Genomic DNA, 14117 nt, shown 5'->3' on the forward strand with positions numbered 1-14117 from the left:
CCTGCTCTCTCCCTTAATGGACGCCGAAATACGCTCTGTGCAGTTCTGGGTTCTGCATCAGCGTTTCGGCATCTCCCTCGGCCATTACCTGGCCTTGAACGAGTACGTAGCCGTAGTCCGCCACCCGTAGCGTCTGCCGGACGTTCTGCTCGACCAGCAGGATCGAAAGCCCAGCGGTCTTGAGCCTCTTCACGATCGCGAACACCTCCGACACGAACAGCGGCGAGAGACCGAGCGACGGCTCGTCGAAGACAACCAGTTCCGGATCCGTCATCAGGCCGCGAGCGATCGACAGCATCGAGCGCTCTCCGCCGGACAACGTTCCGGCGAGCTGCCTGGATCTTTCCTTGAGCCTCGGAAACGTCTCGAAGAGCTCCTCCATCCGGGCCGCGACGCGGGCATTGTCCCGAATGAGCAGGCCGCCCACCTTGAGATTTTCCGCCACCGTCATCTTCGGAAGGACGCGGTTGCCCTCCGGCACGGTCGCGATTCCGAGGGCGGCGATCCGATGCGTGGGCATGCGCACTATCGCGTCGCCTCCGAAGTAGATCTCGCCCTTCTGCGCCCGGTTGAGTCCAAGGATGGTCCGGATCAGTGTGCTCTTGCCGGCGCCGTTGGCCCCGAGGATGCACGTGACCTGGCCGGGCTTCGCCTCCACGGTCACGTTCCTCAGGACATCGGCCTTGTCGTAACCTGCCGTGACGCCAATGACCGATAGCTTGCGGGAGCTCTCGGAAGCGGTCCTCATGCGTCTTCTCCCAGATAGGCCGTCTGCACGTCACGGTCCGCCATCAGCGCGTCGAACGCCCCTTCGAATATCTTGCGGCCGAAATTCAGCACGACGCAGCGGTCGGATACCCTGCGGATCACGTCCATCTCGTGCTCGACCAGAACCACGGCGAGTTCCGGAAGCTCGGCGCGGAACGCCAGAAGATCGCCCATCAGTTGCCGGGTCTCGTCGTGGGTCATGCCGGCCGACGGTTCGTCCAGCAACAGCACGCGCGGCTTGGCTATCAGAGCCCTGCATATCTCGATGCGCCGCCGGTCGATCATCGTGAACGAGCCGGCGGGCTGGAACAGACGGTCGGCGATCACAGGATTGAAGCGGTGAGCGAGCGACCGGACCTCGCGGATCGAGGCTTCGACTTCGGCCCGCCAGCGTCCACGGCGGAAGATGTTCGTCGTCAGACCGAGATCGAGAGACGTGAGTTTGCCGACCACGATGTTGTCGAACGCGCTCTGTTCGAGCATGAGGCGGGACCGCTGGAATGTCCGGACGATGCCCGCCTGCCCGATCGTCTGGGGCGATTTGGCGAAGAGATCGAGGTCTCCCAGACGGATGGTTCCGGCAGTCGGGCGATAGAGACCCGTGACGACGTTGAAGAACGTCGTCTTTCCGGAGCCGTTGGGTCCGACGAGACCTACGGTTTCGCCGCAGTCGAGTGTAAAATCGAGACGGTCCAGCGCGACGAGGCCGTCGAAACGCATCGTCAGGCCCGTGCAGGCGAGCAGAGCTCCGGTCACAGCCCCTCCTCCCGCCCCGCGGAAAAGCGGGAAAAGTCGCGGAGCGGCCGCGGGAGAATGCCGAACGGTCTGAAGAGCAGGATGCAGAGCACCAGCACGGCAAAAATGAGCAGGCGATACTCCTGGATCGCCTGCAGCTTCTCGGGCAGGACGATGATGATGCAGGCGGCGACGACCGCGCCCCACATGTTTCCCAACCCGCCGAGCACGACGATCGACAGCATAAGGAGCGATTCGCCCAGACCCGCTCCGTTCGGGGTGACGAAGCCGTTCATCATGCCGTAGACGGCACCGGCGACGCCCACGATGGCGTTGCCCAGGATGAACGCGACGGCCTTCCAGCGCACGATCGAAAGCCCGAACACCGATGCGGCCGTTTCGTCGCTGCGGACGGCGTCCAGCGCGACCCCGATCCAGGAGGCCTCGAGGCGCTTGGCGAAAGTGAACGCAAGCGCGAACAGGACGATCGCGAGAATCGCATAAGGGAAGTAGAACGACACCTCCCACCAGCCGATTGATGTTGTCCGGCTGAAGTCGAAGCCCCAGACCGAAAAGCCCTTGATCTTCATTCCCTGCGGTCCCCCGAGGGTGTCGTTCACTTCGAGGAAGGTGCGGAGGAGAAGCCCGAACGCCATGGTCACCAGCGCCGCGTAATGTCCGCGCGTGCGAAGGACGGGAAGCAGCAGGACGAGGCCCAGCGCGCTGGTGACCAGACCGCTGATCGCCAGGATCGCCAGATGAGGCAGGCCTGGATATGTCGTGAGCACCGCGGCCGCGTACGATCCGATCACGAAGAAGGCGGCCCCAGCGAAATTGACGATACCGGCGAACGCGAGCTGGATGTTCAGACCAACGCATGCCGTCGCGAACAGGGCGACCGTCGACAGCATCAACAGCGTATAGTGCTCTCCTCTGAAGACAACGGCGATCGTCAAGGCGCCGATCATCGCGACCGTATTGCCGAACCCGCTGAAATCGCCGCAGATCGCCGCGATCTCCCTGCCCGCCGCCGATTTGTCGGCGAGCGCGAAAACGACCAGGAATGCGGCCAGCATGCCGAGCACCTGCGCCTGCGATTCCGAATGGATCACAAGCGCTCCACCTCCGAGAAGAAGCAGCACGGTGAAGACCGCGACCGCGCGCGGGAAACGCTGAAGCCGCATCATCAGGGGCAGGGATGGCGCGGGCGCCGGAATGCTGCTCATCCTACACCCGCTCGCTTCTGCGCTCGGCGATCAGGCCGGTAGGAAACAGCCCGATCAGCACAATCACGGCGGCGAAGGCGATTACATCCTTGTAGGCACTCGAGAACGGCAGCGCCACGACAACCAGCGTCTGCACGCCGGCGAACAGGAAGCCGCCAATGATCGGTCCGAGCAGACTTCCGAGTCCCCCAACGACGGCGGAAGCGAATCCGATGACACCGAGAAGAAGTCCCATGTTGAAGTTGATCTCCCGGTAGTAGAGCCCGAGCATGCAGCCAGCGAAGGCCGCAAGCGCGGAACCGAGGGCGAACGTGCCGAGGACGACCCGCTGGAAATCGACGCCCGCGAGCCGGGCCACTTCGCCGTCCTGCGCCACGGCGCGGATGGCCAATCCCATCGGGGACCGCGAAATCAGAAGGTGCGTCGCGAATACCAGCGCCAGCCCCGCACACAGGATGATGACGCTGTCGAAACCAACGCTGAAGGAGCCGAGCCGGATCGATCCGGCAGGCAGCAACGCCGGGAATGGCTTCGGATTGCCGCCGTTGGGAACGCCCAGTCGGATCGCCTCGCGAAGCACGGTACCCGCCATGAGCGTCGCGAGCAGCACGTTGACCGCGGGTGCCTGGCGCAGCGGCAGGATGAGGAAGCGGCCGATCAACGCTCCGACCAGACTACCGATGGCGATGGCCGCGGCGATGCCCGTCCCCAGCGCGACGAGCGGGGGAAGTGCGACCAGTCCGCCGACGAGCCCGATAGCGCCGAGGCTGGAAAACGCCCCGACCGTTACGACGTCGCCGTGGGAAAACTTGATGACGTCGAGCACGCCGAAGAACAGCGAGAAGCCGACGGCGATCATCGCGTAGATGACGCCCAGCATCACGCCGTTGAACAGCTGCTGCGCCAGTATTCCGAAGTCCATCGCACGATTCCGATGTTCGTGAGGGCGATGGCCTCCGCGCAGCCTGTGCGCGCGGCGGCCGTCCGATCGTCAGTCCTTTGCGAGCTTCTTTTTGCCGGCCGCGTAGTCGCTATCCGGCCAATAGACCCACTTCCCGCCCTGCGCGACGTAGACGTTCGCGCTCATGATGTTCTGACGGTGGTCGTCGAAGTTGATCTCACCGACGAGCGCCTTGTAGCCCTTCGTTCCGTTCAGTTCGGCCTTCACCTTCTTGCGGTCCGGGCCGACCTTTTCGATCGCGTCCATGATCAGGTTCGCGGCCGAGTAGGCAAACGGCCCGTAGGCATCCGGATCTTCGCGGAAACCAGCTTTGGTGTACGCCTCCTGGAAGGCCTGCCCCTCGGCATACTTGCTCAGCGGTGCACCATTGTGGAAGGAGATCGTCCCTTCGCTCGCCGCACCGGCGCCCCCAATGTAGCCTGCCGTCATGATGCCGGAGACGCCTGCGAACTGGGCCTGAACGCCCACGCGATCCATCTGCGACCGCAGGCGGACGCCGAGCGGCGTCAAGCCGCCAACCAAGATCACATCGGGCTTCAGTTCCTTGATCTTGGTGAGTTCTGCGGTGAAGTCTTGCTGGTCCGGGCTCACAGGAAAGGTCGCCAGGTTCTCGCCGCCCGTCGGCTTCAGATACTCGGAGAAATACTTGAACTGGCCTTTACCGTAGTCCGTGGTGTCGTGAATCATGACGAACTTCTTGTAGCCCTGCTTGGTCAGGAATTCCGCGGCCAGCTTGCCCTCGTTGATCATCGTGCCGTTGACGCGATGGACCTCCTTGTAATCGTTGCCGTAGGTGATCTCGGGCAGGATCGCTCCCCAGACGACAACCGGCAGACCGAAGCGCGCATAGGTGTCGACGGTCGCGATGCCGACGGCGGAGCAGTAATGGGTCACGCCGGCGACGATCGAATTGTCGGACGCCGCCTTGGTCGCTACTTGGATGCCGACATTGGGCTTGCACTCGTCGTCGTAAGTAACGAGTTCGTAGGTGTACTTCGCGTTCGCGTCCGCATTCCTCTGCTGCACCGCCAAGGTCGCGGAATTCCGTCCGCCGAGGCCCGGTGCAGAATTGCCGCCCGACAACGGGCCGATGAAGGCGATTTTGACGGTATCCTTTGCCGCTGCCACGACGGATGCCCAACCGCTCAGTAAGACCGCGCTGCCCAGAACAGAAAGAATTCTTCGCTTTGTGATCATGTTGCCTCGCTCCGTCCTCGATATGACAGGAGCGTAACTGCATCCGGATTTCCGCCACCATTGGGAATCTTCGCAAGGCGTCGTGCGGAGACGAACCCGCCTGCCCGTTTAATGCGCCTTGGCTGCATCCATGCGATGCATCGTGCCGACTACTTGGGCCAACGCGCCGGGTTTGAGGTGGCCCGGGGGAAGAAGCGGGCTTTTTTGCAAGGCGCCGCTTCGGCGAACCGGTCGAGCCGGCCTATCGCCTCTCCGCGCGGGATCGCGAACCACGTCCCGCAGCCGCGAAACCACGGCCGGCCGCGAGGCGATCGCGCGTGCGTTCAGGACTTTAGGCTGAAGTCATTCTTAAATTCATAGTCACCCACCGGCTCGCGCGACATATACCTCGCGGGCGTCCTAAACATCAGCGAGACCAATCGCCCCATCAGTGCCGGTTTCGCAGCGAGATCGAACCGCTCCAGTGGGAAGTTTGTGATGTAACTAGGCAGCCGCTTGTGGAAGAACGCGCCGCTATCAAAGGGGCGCGAAAGCGCCCCCCCTAAAGGATTGATAAATTTGCGTATTCGACGGATTTGGCGCCCGAGAGCCGATCGACGCGGTTCGCGCGGATCGTGTGGCCTGCGAAAGCTCGCCATATCGGCGAGACCTTGTCTCGATCATCTGAAAGCGTCCCAAAGATCTGGGCAGAACCGCTCGGTTGGCTCCGCCTCGCCTCTTGGAGCCGGCCGCCGGCCTTAAATCCGGTCGATCGCTGGACTTGGACAAGCATGCTCCAATCCGTGCAGCGTGGTCCAGGCAGCCCTGCACCGTACACTCGCTGGTATGGAGATGCTGCGCCATCTCGCGGGTGGCGCGTTCGGGCCGCGATGCAAGCGGATCTTGAAGCGATTGAAGCCTACTCGGCGGGCCGTGCGACCGCGGCACCAGAGCTCTCCGGGAGGTCGAGCGCAGCAAACGCCTTCGGTTTCCGCAAGCGCACGTAGATCTGCGCTGCCAGAAGCACCACGCACAGGAGCAAAAAGAACGCGCTGATCGGCCGCTCGACGAAGATCATGGCGTCGCCCCGCGAGACCAGCAGCGAACGGCGGAAGTTCTCCTCCAGGCGCGGCCCCAAGACGAAACCGAGCAGGATCGAGGCCGGGTGGAAATCAAGCAGCAGCAGCAGATAGCCGACCAACCCGACGACGACAGTCTCGCCGACCTGGAACATGTCGTTGTTGGTCGAGTAGACGCCGATCGCGACGAAGAACAGCGCGCTCGGATACAGATATTTGTAGGGAATCATCAGGAGCTTCACCCACAGCCCGATTAGCGGGACGTTGAGAAGCACCAGCATGACGTTGCCGATCCAGAAGCTTGCGATCAGGCCCCAGAAGATGTCCGGATGCTCCTTGATCAGCTGGGGGCCGGGCACGATGCCCTGGATCATCAGCGCACCAAGGATCAGGGCCATGACAGCGTCGCCGGGAATGCCGAGACTCATTGTCGGGATGAAGTCGCCCTGCACCGACGAATGCGTAGACGCCTCTGGACAGGCGACGCCTTCGATCATCCCGGTACCGAACTTCTCTGGCGTTTTCGAGACCTTTTTCTCCGCAGCGTAGGAGATGAAGGAGGCGATCGTCGGTCCCGTTCCCGGAATGAGCGAGCAAAGACTTCCGATGATAGTGCCCCGCAACATCGCCGGAATAGAGCGGCGGAGTTCGTCGCGTGATGGACGCAGATCGCGCAGACCGACGTTCGAATAGCGCGTATTCACGTCGGAATATTGATTCACGCTCTTCATGAACTCGGCGATGCCAAATAGACCGAGTGCGAGTCCGACGAGTTCGATGCCGTCAAGAAGGTTCGGAATGCCGAACGTGAAGCGCTCCGTGCCAGTCTCGACATCCGTTCCCACGATTCCCAGGAAGAGGCCCAGCAAGGTCATGGCAATACCCTTGAGAGGTGAGCCCTTCGCCAACGTCGAACCGGCGAGCAGGCCCAGAAGCATCAGTGAACAAATCTCGGTCGGACCGAACTCCAGTGCGACCTTCACCAGCACCGGCGCCAGAAAGATCATCTCCACTATGCCCCAAGAGGCGCCTACGAACGACGACAGTACCGTGATGCCGAGTGCAGCGCCGCCTCGACCCTGCTTCGTCAGCGGAAATCCGTCGAGGCACGTCACCGCGTGCGGTGGATGGCACGGCAGGTTGAGCAGGATGGAACAAATCGCGCCGCCGTATTGCGCTCCATAGAAGACGCCTGACAGCATCAAGATCGCGCCGACCGGGGGAATGCCGAACGTTAGCGGGAGCAGCACGGATATCGTGGCGAGAGGCCCCATTCCCGGCAGGACCCCGACCATGTTGCCAACCAGAACACCGACGAAACACCACATGAAATTCTGTGGCTCGAAGGCGACCCCGAAGCCGTACCAGAGATCGGAAAGCGCGCTCGCCAACATCTAGAACCCCCAACGGTAGAGCGGGAAAGGAACTCTCAGCACGCAGGAAAAGAGGAGACAGCCGGCGACGGTGACGACCGCGGCCAGAACGGCGGAACCTCTGACGGTAGCGGTCCGGTCGCCGAGCGCGGAGACGAAGACGCACATGAAGGTGGCCGCAGCCATGCCGAAATAGACGCCGAATAGGACGAACATCAGCGGACCCGCGAGGATGCAGGCCCAGCCTCGCCATTCCATCGCGGCCGGCAAGATGCGCTCTCCCTCTTCAAGAGGCGTCGCCAATCCCGTGACGAAGATCAACGCTCCAACGATCACCATCATGACACTGAGCATGAACGGAAACATGCCCGGTCCCATGTGCGCGAAGGTCCCGAGCGAATAGGTCGTAGAGTTGAGACCGATCCCGGCGCCCAGCAGCACCATGAGTAGCCCGGCGTAGAAATCCTTCTTTCGCAACGTGATCGGCATTCTCGGCACCTCTATGCGGTTTTGGTCGCTATCACGACGAGCGCCGATGCCGGTTCGGAAGACACCTGGATCAGCTTGTGCGGGATCGTGGAATCGAACTGAATGCAGTCGCCCGGATTGAGCGTTTCCTTGCGCTTCCCGATGACGAGTTCGATCCGGCCCGTGAGGATGAACAAGATCTCCTCACCTTCGTGGTGGCTCATGATGCGACCGCGTTTTGCCGTTTTGGTCGGCCTCACGACGAAGGCGCGCATCGTGCGTTCGGGAGCGAGTCCAGCGACGAGCGACAGGTGCGTGTCGACATCGCCCGCTTTCCCGTTCTTCGCGCGGACAATCGTGATCGGATCGTGGTCGTCGGGCTGGCCGTAGAAGTGGTCCAAAGTCGTTCCGAGAGCCTCGGCGATCTTGATCGCGGAGCCTATCGATGGAGAAGAGAGCCCGCGTTCCAGCTTGGAAAGATAGCTGCGGGTCAGACCGGAATCGGCCGCAAGCTGCTCCAGCGTCATGCCGCTCTGCACGCGGAGGAATTTGAGGTTGAGTGTCATTGCGCTCGGATCTTTCCGAAATGATTGCCTGCATCGATCTCGCACCAAACCATCGACAATTCAAACCGTAGAATGGGTTCTCCAAACGATCACAGATCAAGCACCAGTCGCTGTCCCGCGCAGTCGCCCACACAGACGATGAGCTCATTCTGTCGTTCGGCGGGCGACAGCACGCGATCGCGATGGATGGGCGGCCCCTCGGTCCAGCGCGTGCGGCAGGCGCCACAGATGCCTCCGCCGCAGGACACGGGGACGTCGACGCCGAGCGCATCCAGCGTCCCGAGAAGACCGACATCCGGCGTGACGGTTGCCAACTTCTTGCTCGCCGACAGATAGAGTTCGTAGGGAGGCACGTCGCTTTTGGCGGAGACTTTCGGCGGCGTGAACATCTCAATGTGCTTTCGCTCTTCCGGCCAGGCCGAAACGGCATCTTCGAAGGCCTGCAGCATCAGGGCAGGTCCGCAGCAGGCCGCCAGACCAGACCCGACGAACTCCCCCACGATCGCGGCGATGACGGGCTTGGCCTGGGTGGTCGTGTCGTACAGGCGAACACGGCCCGCTTCGATCGCTTGCACAATCATGTCGGGCAGGACCGGCTGCCCGCGACTGGTCCAATGCAGCACGTAATTCGAACGCCCCCGACGCTCGAGATGCCGGATCGCGGAGATGAACGGGGTCACGCCGATGCCTCCCGCAACGAACACGTTCGTTGCCTCCGGATGCAGCGCGATCCCGCCGCGCGGCAGCGAGACGGAAAGCGGCTGTCCCACCTCCACGCGTTCGTGCAGGAAATTCGAGCCGCCGCGGCCCTCGCGTTCCCGCTTCACCGCTATCACGTAGCGCCGATTGTCGTCCGGCTCGTTGCAGAGGGAGTAGGTCCGGACGAGACCCTGCCCAAGATGGACGTCGATATGCGCCCCGGGCCGAAACGGAGGCAGCTCCCAATCGTCCTGATCGACCAGCGTAAAGCGCTTAGCGTCGTTGCCGAGATCCTCGACCTTAGAGACAACGGTGGAGACCGTCTTGATCGCCTTCGCCATCTATATCGGCCTCACTGCGTCACCGACACGCAGCGTGCCTCCGGCGACGATCTTGCAGTTCAGCCCCGACCGGTTGATGAGCGGATCGAAGACCGGCTTGCCGAGTATCTCTTCGATGTGCCGGCACGGCGTCGAAAGACGGGTCGCCTCTACGATCGTCTCTCCCAGCCGGAAGCGACGGCCGACGAGATGATTCAGCGGGACGCCTTCGACGGTCACGTTGCGGCGATGTTCCTCGGGCAGCAACTCGATCTTGTGGTCGCGTCGCAGCGCCTCGAGCGTCTCCACCTCGAACAGGGTGACCTGCCGTCCCTCCTCCGGCTTGTGGGAGTAGAATCCGGTTTCGTGACCGACGAAATATCGATCACCCTCGATCCCGCGTCCGGCGACGAGCTCGAGCGAAGGAAACGAGCGCATCGGCAGAAAGGCTCGCGGGGTCTTGTGCAGGAAGCGCACGACGCCCTGCCAGGACGTCGCGACCTGGGACTTCTCGATTGCGATGGCGTCCATCTTGGTTCTCCTAGGCCTTGATCCGAACGATTTCAGCGTGAAACGGCGAGCGATTTGTCCAGCGTCTGACGCACATCGGATCGCACCTCGATGACGACCGGTCCTTTGGCCGTCATGGCCTCAGCGACCGTCGACGGAGCGCTCTCCGCGTCCTCGACGACGAATCCCTTCGCGCCGAAGGCACGTGCCAAGGCGGCGAAGTCGGGGTTCGAAAGATCAGTGCCGTACGGACGATCGGGGAAGGCCCGCTCCTGATGGGATCGGATCGTCCCGTAGGACCAGTTGTTCGATACGACGATCTTGAGGTCCGCCCCTCTGGCGACGGCCGTCGCCAGTTCGTTGCCCGTCATCAGGAAGCCTCCGTCTCCGCAAAAGGCTACGACCTGCCGCCCCGGAAAGCGAAGGCTCGCGGCGAGCCCGGACGGGACCCCGCTGCCCATCGCGCCGCAAGCCGAGCCGAGTAGTCGTGCGGTCGGCTCGAAGCTGAAGATGCGATGGACCCATCCGGCGAAATTGCCGGAGTCCGTTGTGACGACGCCGTCGGGCTTGAAGTGTATGGCGATGGCCGCCACGGCGTGACCGAAGACGTCTGCGGACGGTACGCCGAAACGAGGCCAACCGTGCGTGGCCGTCCGCACCGCGGCGGCTGCTCGGAGCCACTCGGTCCGGTCCGGCGCTGCCGTGGAAACGGCCAGCATGGCCGACACGAACGCATGCGATCCGGAAACGACCGCGACGTCGGTCTGGACGCGCTTTCCGATCGCATCGGGATCCGGATAGACGTGGACCAACGGCTGGCGCGGCTCGGCCTGTCTCGGAAACGCAAAGCCGAGCGAGGACAGGTCGCCCAGACGCGTTCCGACGGCAACGACGAGGTCGGCTCGTTCGAGCAGTTTGGCGTGAGGTTGGGAGGGAAAGAACCCAAACTGACCGCCCCACAGCGGGTGAGCGTTCGGAAATTGGTCCTGCATCTTGTTCATGGTGACGACTGGGACGTTCCACTTCTCGGAGAACGCGACCAGATCTTCGCGGAACGATGCCGTCCGGCATTCGCCGCCGACCAGCAGGATCGGCCGCTCCGCTGCCGTCAACGCCGCCGCCGCTTTTTCGATGGCCGCACTGCCTGGCTCCGGGCGCGCGAGTCCATTAGTCCTGATGGCAAGTCCCTCTGCCGCTTCCTCTAGGAGATCCTCAGGCAGCTCGACGGCGACCGGGCCGGGCGTTCCCGCATGGGCCACCGCGAACGCGCGGGCCATCATCTCAGGAACGAGATCCGCCGAGTTCAGACGCACGGACCATTTCAGCACGCCATCGAACGAACGGCCACAGTCGATCTCCTGCACAGCGTCCCGCGCAAGGTTCGGACGGTCGACTTGACCGACCAGCATCACCAGCGGAATCGCTTCCTGCGCGGCGACATGCAGTCCAAGCGCGGCGTTGAAGGCGCCTGGGCCACGGCTCGCCATCACGACTCCGGCGCGACCCGTGAGCTTGGCGTCGGCGACGGCCGCAAGGCTTGCACTTCCTTCGTGCCGACAGGTCACCAGATCGAAATCGCTGCGGTCGCGCAGCGCATCCAGCAGCGCCAGAAAGCTTTCTCCCGGCACGCCGAAGGCCCGGTCGATCCCATGGGCGACGAGACTGTCTGCGACCAGTTCGGCGACGCAATAGGTCATGCGACGCTCCCGTCCTGCTTGATGGTCCGGACCTCGCCGGCGACGTGCAGCGGCGCCTCCGTCCGATCGCGCAGCGCCTGAATCGTGAGGCCGTCGAGCAGCGCCCAGACCGCCAGCCCTCCCTCCGTCACGTCGATGATGGCGAGGCTGGTGAATATCCGGGTCACCACTCTACGCGCGGTGAGTGGATACCCGCATCGCTCCACGATGCGGGAACGACCATCCTTCGTGGTGTGATCCATCATCACCCAGATCGACTTCGCGCCGACGGCTAGATCGATTGCTCCACCGATGCCGGGCGGAGACCCATTGTCTCCGGTCGTCCAGTTGGCAAGGTCGCCGTCCTTGGAGACCTGGAACGCGCCCAGCACGGCGACGTCGAGATGGCCGCCCCGCATCATCGCGAATGAGAGGCTGGAGTCGAAGTAGGAGCCACCTGTCCGAAGCGAGATCGGCATTTTCCCGGCGTTGATGAGATCCCAGTCCTCTTCGCCTGCCGCTGGCTTTGGGCCTACGTTGAGGATGCCGTTCTCGCTGTGAAGGATTACGCCCGAACCGGCCGGCAAGTAGTCGGCCACGTGCGTAGGAGCGCCGATCCCGAGATTCACGAAGCCCTCCGCCGGCAGATGAAGCGCGACCGTGCGCGCCAATGCGTCGCGTGAAAGCGGGGTCATCGAAGGCTCCTTGCGAAAACGCGGTCGACGAAGATGCAGGGCGTGACAATGGCTTCCGGATCCAGATCGCCGGCTTCAACCACGCGGTCGACCTCCACGGCCACCGTCCGGCCGGCGGTCGCCATGACCGCGCAATGATTGCGCGCCGTCTTGTTGTAGGTGACGTTGCCGAGCGTGTCGGCGAGATGCCCCTTGACGAAAGCAAAATCTGCCCGAAGCGGAAGCTCTAGAATGAACTCTCGTCCTTCGACGACGATCTTCTCTTTGCCCTTCGCAAACACCGTTCCGACGCCGACGGGAGAAAGGAAGCCGCCAAGACCGGCGCCACCCGCTCGGATGCGTTCCACCAACGTGCCCTGCGGAACGAGTTCGAGTTCGACAGTGCCGGCACGATATTGCTCAGCGAATTGCTTGGCACTGCGCGGGTAGGAGCAGACGATCTTACGGACGATCTTGGCCTCGAACCACAACGACAGATCGTCCTCTGTGGAGCCCGCGTTGTTCGATACCAGCGTCAAGTCGCGGACCCCCCTGTCGAGCACCGCCTTGACCACTCCGAGCGGAAGACCCGCTCCGCCGAACCCGCCCATCATGACAGTGTCGCCGTCCTTGATGCCTTCCACGGCCGCTGCCGCATTCTCAACCACTACGTTGCGCATCGTTTCGTCCGCCGTGTTTGCTACGGGATTGACTTGGGGTACGTCGTCGACAGGCCGCGACCGACCCGATCGAGCAGCATCTCGTTGGTGCCGTCGGCGTAGGCCGCCATCCGGACCTCGGCGAAATGCATGTTCAGACGGTGGGCCCCGCTGGCGCCGGTCGCGCCCACGATCCGGACACACTGATCGATGCCCCACAGCGCCGTATCGACCGCGAACTTCTTGGCTTGCGCGGCGAGCGCGACCGGATTCCCGCCGATCTGTATCTGCTCGGCGGCGCGGAAGACGAGCGCGTTGGCGGCCTCGAGCCGAACCGACACCTCCGCGAGCTCCCAGCGCAGGCCCTGATGTCCGGTCAGCGGCTTTCCGAAGGCCTGCCGGCCCTCGCAGTAGTCGACCGCCTCGCACAGCGCCGCATGCAGCGTCGCGACGCACATGGCGGCCACGTGGACGCGAGCCGCGTTGACGGAAGCCATCGATGCCTTGAGAGCAGCGCCCGGCGCTGCGATCAGACACCACTCGGGAATGAAGTGAGCGTCGAAGGCTACCTCGGCCAGGCGGAAGGAACGCGCTCCCGGAACGACGATCTCGCTTCGCCGGACCGTATTGGCCTCACCGAACGGCACGTAGAAACTGGCGATGTCCCCTGCCCCCGCCGCATCGCCCACGCGGGCCAGGACGATCAAGCCTCCGACCAGCAGGCCGTCCGTCATCCAGGCCTTGGTGCCGCTCAGAGCCCAGCCACCGTCGACCGGAACGGCCGTCGTGGTAAGCGCGGAGACATCGCTCCCGCCCGCAGGCTCGGTCATGGCCGTCGTCAGGAGAAGCTCCCCGCGCAGCGCGGGCTGCAACAATCGCTCGATCTGGATCGGCGCACCTGTCTGGGAAAGGCGCGTCGCTCCGCCCTGGTGATGGTTCAGGCAGAACGCCGCCGCGAAGCCGTGGCGCGCCATTTCCTGCGCGACCCGGATTTTGCAGAGGTAGGACGCTTCCAGACCACCGTGAACTCGCTTCGCCTGAAGCCCCAGCATGCCGAGCTCTGCCCACTCGGCAATCCACTTTTCCGGAAACGCCTCGCCCGCCATGTGCGCGGCCAAGACGCTCTCGGAAAAGGCGCCGGCACAAAATGCCCGTGCCGTCGCCACGTGATCGCGCTCGTCGGCGGAAAGATGAGCGTCGTACTGCTGATAGAAGTCCATGGGTTAT

General features: G+C 63.3%; 14 protein-coding genes. All 14 read right to left on the reverse strand.

What is annotated here, in order from left to right:
- Window positions 1-13: 13 nt before the first annotated feature.
- The 14 genes from AC0L21_RS02940 to AC0L21_RS03005 all read right to left on the reverse strand — a co-directional run bounded on the left by AC0L21_RS02940 (window position 14) and on the right by AC0L21_RS03005 (window position 14110).
- Window positions 14-748 (reverse strand): ABC transporter ATP-binding protein, encoded by a 735-nt coding sequence (locus AC0L21_RS02940; RefSeq protein ID WP_473257859.1) that lies wholly within the window; start codon window positions 746-748, stop codon window positions 14-16.
- Window positions 745-1524, reverse strand: coding sequence for an ABC transporter ATP-binding protein (locus AC0L21_RS02945; RefSeq protein ID WP_473257861.1), 780 nt, complete (start codon window positions 1522-1524; stop codon window positions 745-747). Before AC0L21_RS02945 ends, AC0L21_RS02940 begins: the two co-directional genes overlap by 4 nt.
- A complete protein-coding gene (locus tag AC0L21_RS02950; protein WP_473257864.1) occupies window positions 1521-2729 on the reverse strand; it encodes a branched-chain amino acid ABC transporter permease in 1209 nt (402 codons plus the stop codon). Before AC0L21_RS02950 ends, AC0L21_RS02945 begins: the two co-directional genes overlap by 4 nt.
- 1 nt (window position 2730) lies before the next feature.
- Window positions 2731-3651, reverse strand: a complete 921-nt coding sequence (locus AC0L21_RS02955) for a branched-chain amino acid ABC transporter permease (protein ID WP_473257867.1) — start codon at window positions 3649-3651, stop codon at window positions 2731-2733.
- A gap of 69 nt (window positions 3652-3720) precedes the next feature.
- Window positions 3721-4818, reverse strand: a complete 1098-nt coding sequence (locus tag AC0L21_RS02960; protein ID WP_473257871.1) for a branched-chain amino acid ABC transporter substrate-binding protein — start codon at window positions 4816-4818, stop codon at window positions 3721-3723.
- 967 nt (window positions 4819-5785) lie between these two features.
- On the reverse strand, window positions 5786-7339 hold the full coding sequence (locus AC0L21_RS02965; RefSeq protein WP_473257875.1) for a tripartite tricarboxylate transporter permease: 1554 nt from the start codon (window positions 7337-7339) through the stop codon (window positions 5786-5788).
- The gene (locus tag AC0L21_RS02970; protein ID WP_473257878.1) at window positions 7340-7807 is read right to left on the reverse strand and encodes a tripartite tricarboxylate transporter TctB family protein; all 468 of its coding nucleotides are present in this window, start codon (window positions 7805-7807) and stop codon (window positions 7340-7342) included.
- A gap of 11 nt (window positions 7808-7818) precedes the next feature.
- The gene (locus tag AC0L21_RS02975) at window positions 7819-8352 is read right to left on the reverse strand and encodes a helix-turn-helix domain-containing protein (RefSeq protein WP_283843491.1); all 534 of its coding nucleotides are present in this window, start codon (window positions 8350-8352) and stop codon (window positions 7819-7821) included.
- An 89-nt stretch (window positions 8353-8441) separates the two neighbouring features.
- The gene (locus tag AC0L21_RS02980) at window positions 8442-9392 is read right to left on the reverse strand and encodes a PDR/VanB family oxidoreductase (protein WP_473257881.1); all 951 of its coding nucleotides are present in this window, start codon (window positions 9390-9392) and stop codon (window positions 8442-8444) included.
- Window positions 9393-9902, reverse strand: coding sequence for an MOSC domain-containing protein (locus AC0L21_RS02985; RefSeq protein ID WP_473257883.1), 510 nt, complete (start codon window positions 9900-9902; stop codon window positions 9393-9395). It abuts the gene before it with no gap.
- A 32-nt stretch (window positions 9903-9934) separates the two neighbouring features.
- The gene (locus AC0L21_RS02990; RefSeq protein ID WP_473257885.1) at window positions 9935-11578 is read right to left on the reverse strand and encodes a thiamine pyrophosphate-dependent enzyme; all 1644 of its coding nucleotides are present in this window, start codon (window positions 11576-11578) and stop codon (window positions 9935-9937) included.
- Window positions 11575-12252: a 3-oxoacid CoA-transferase subunit B gene (locus AC0L21_RS02995; RefSeq protein ID WP_473257888.1), complete on the reverse strand. Its 678-nt coding sequence runs from the start codon at window positions 12250-12252 to the stop codon at window positions 11575-11577. The genes AC0L21_RS02990 and AC0L21_RS02995 overlap by 4 nt, the downstream gene beginning before the upstream one ends.
- Entirely contained in the window at window positions 12249-12911 is a 663-nt protein-coding gene (locus AC0L21_RS03000) for a CoA transferase subunit A (RefSeq protein ID WP_473257892.1), read from the reverse strand. The genes AC0L21_RS02995 and AC0L21_RS03000 overlap by 4 nt, the downstream gene beginning before the upstream one ends.
- A gap of 20 nt (window positions 12912-12931) precedes the next feature.
- Complete coding sequence (locus tag AC0L21_RS03005; RefSeq protein ID WP_473257896.1) at window positions 12932-14110, reverse strand: acyl-CoA dehydrogenase family protein; 1179 nt, start codon at window positions 14108-14110, stop codon at window positions 12932-12934.
- Window positions 14111-14117 lie beyond the last annotated feature (7 nt).

It is taken from the genome of Bradyrhizobium sp. WSM4873 (assembly GCF_055811355.1).

Bases quoted from the DNA above. Each gene is read 5' to 3' on its own strand.
- AC0L21_RS02940 (WP_473257859.1), bottom strand. From the start codon at position 748: ATGAGGACCGCTTCCGAGAGCTCCCGCAAGCTATCGGTCATTGGCGTC.
- AC0L21_RS02950 (WP_473257864.1), bottom strand. From the start codon at position 2,729: ATGAGCAGCATTCCGGCGCCCGCGCCATCCCTGCCCCTGATGATGCGG.
- AC0L21_RS02955 (WP_473257867.1), bottom strand. From the start codon at position 3,651: ATGGACTTCGGAATACTGGCGCAGCAGCTGTTCAACGGCGTGATGCTG.
- AC0L21_RS02965 (WP_473257875.1), bottom strand. From the start codon at position 7,339: ATGTTGGCGAGCGCGCTTTCCGATCTCTGGTACGGCTTCGGGGTCGCC.
- AC0L21_RS02970 (WP_473257878.1), bottom strand. From the start codon at position 7,807: ATGCCGATCACGTTGCGAAAGAAGGATTTCTACGCCGGGCTACTCATG.
- AC0L21_RS02975 (WP_283843491.1), bottom strand. From the start codon at position 8,352: ATGACACTCAACCTCAAATTCCTCCGCGTGCAGAGCGGCATGACGCTG.
- AC0L21_RS02980 (WP_473257881.1), bottom strand. From the start codon at position 9,392: ATGGCGAAGGCGATCAAGACGGTCTCCACCGTTGTCTCTAAGGTCGAG.
- AC0L21_RS02985 (WP_473257883.1), bottom strand. From the start codon at position 9,902: ATGGACGCCATCGCAATCGAGAAGTCCCAGGTCGCGACGTCCTGGCAG.
- AC0L21_RS02990 (WP_473257885.1), bottom strand. From the start codon at position 11,578: ATGACCTATTGCGTCGCCGAACTGGTCGCAGACAGTCTCGTCGCCCAT.
- AC0L21_RS02995 (WP_473257888.1), bottom strand. From the start codon at position 12,252: ATGACCCCGCTTTCACGCGACGCATTGGCGCGCACGGTCGCGCTTCAT.
- AC0L21_RS03000 (WP_473257892.1), bottom strand. From the start codon at position 12,911: ATGCGCAACGTAGTGGTTGAGAATGCGGCAGCGGCCGTGGAAGGCATC.
- AC0L21_RS03005 (WP_473257896.1), bottom strand. From the start codon at position 14,110: ATGGACTTCTATCAGCAGTACGACGCTCATCTTTCCGCCGACGAGCGC.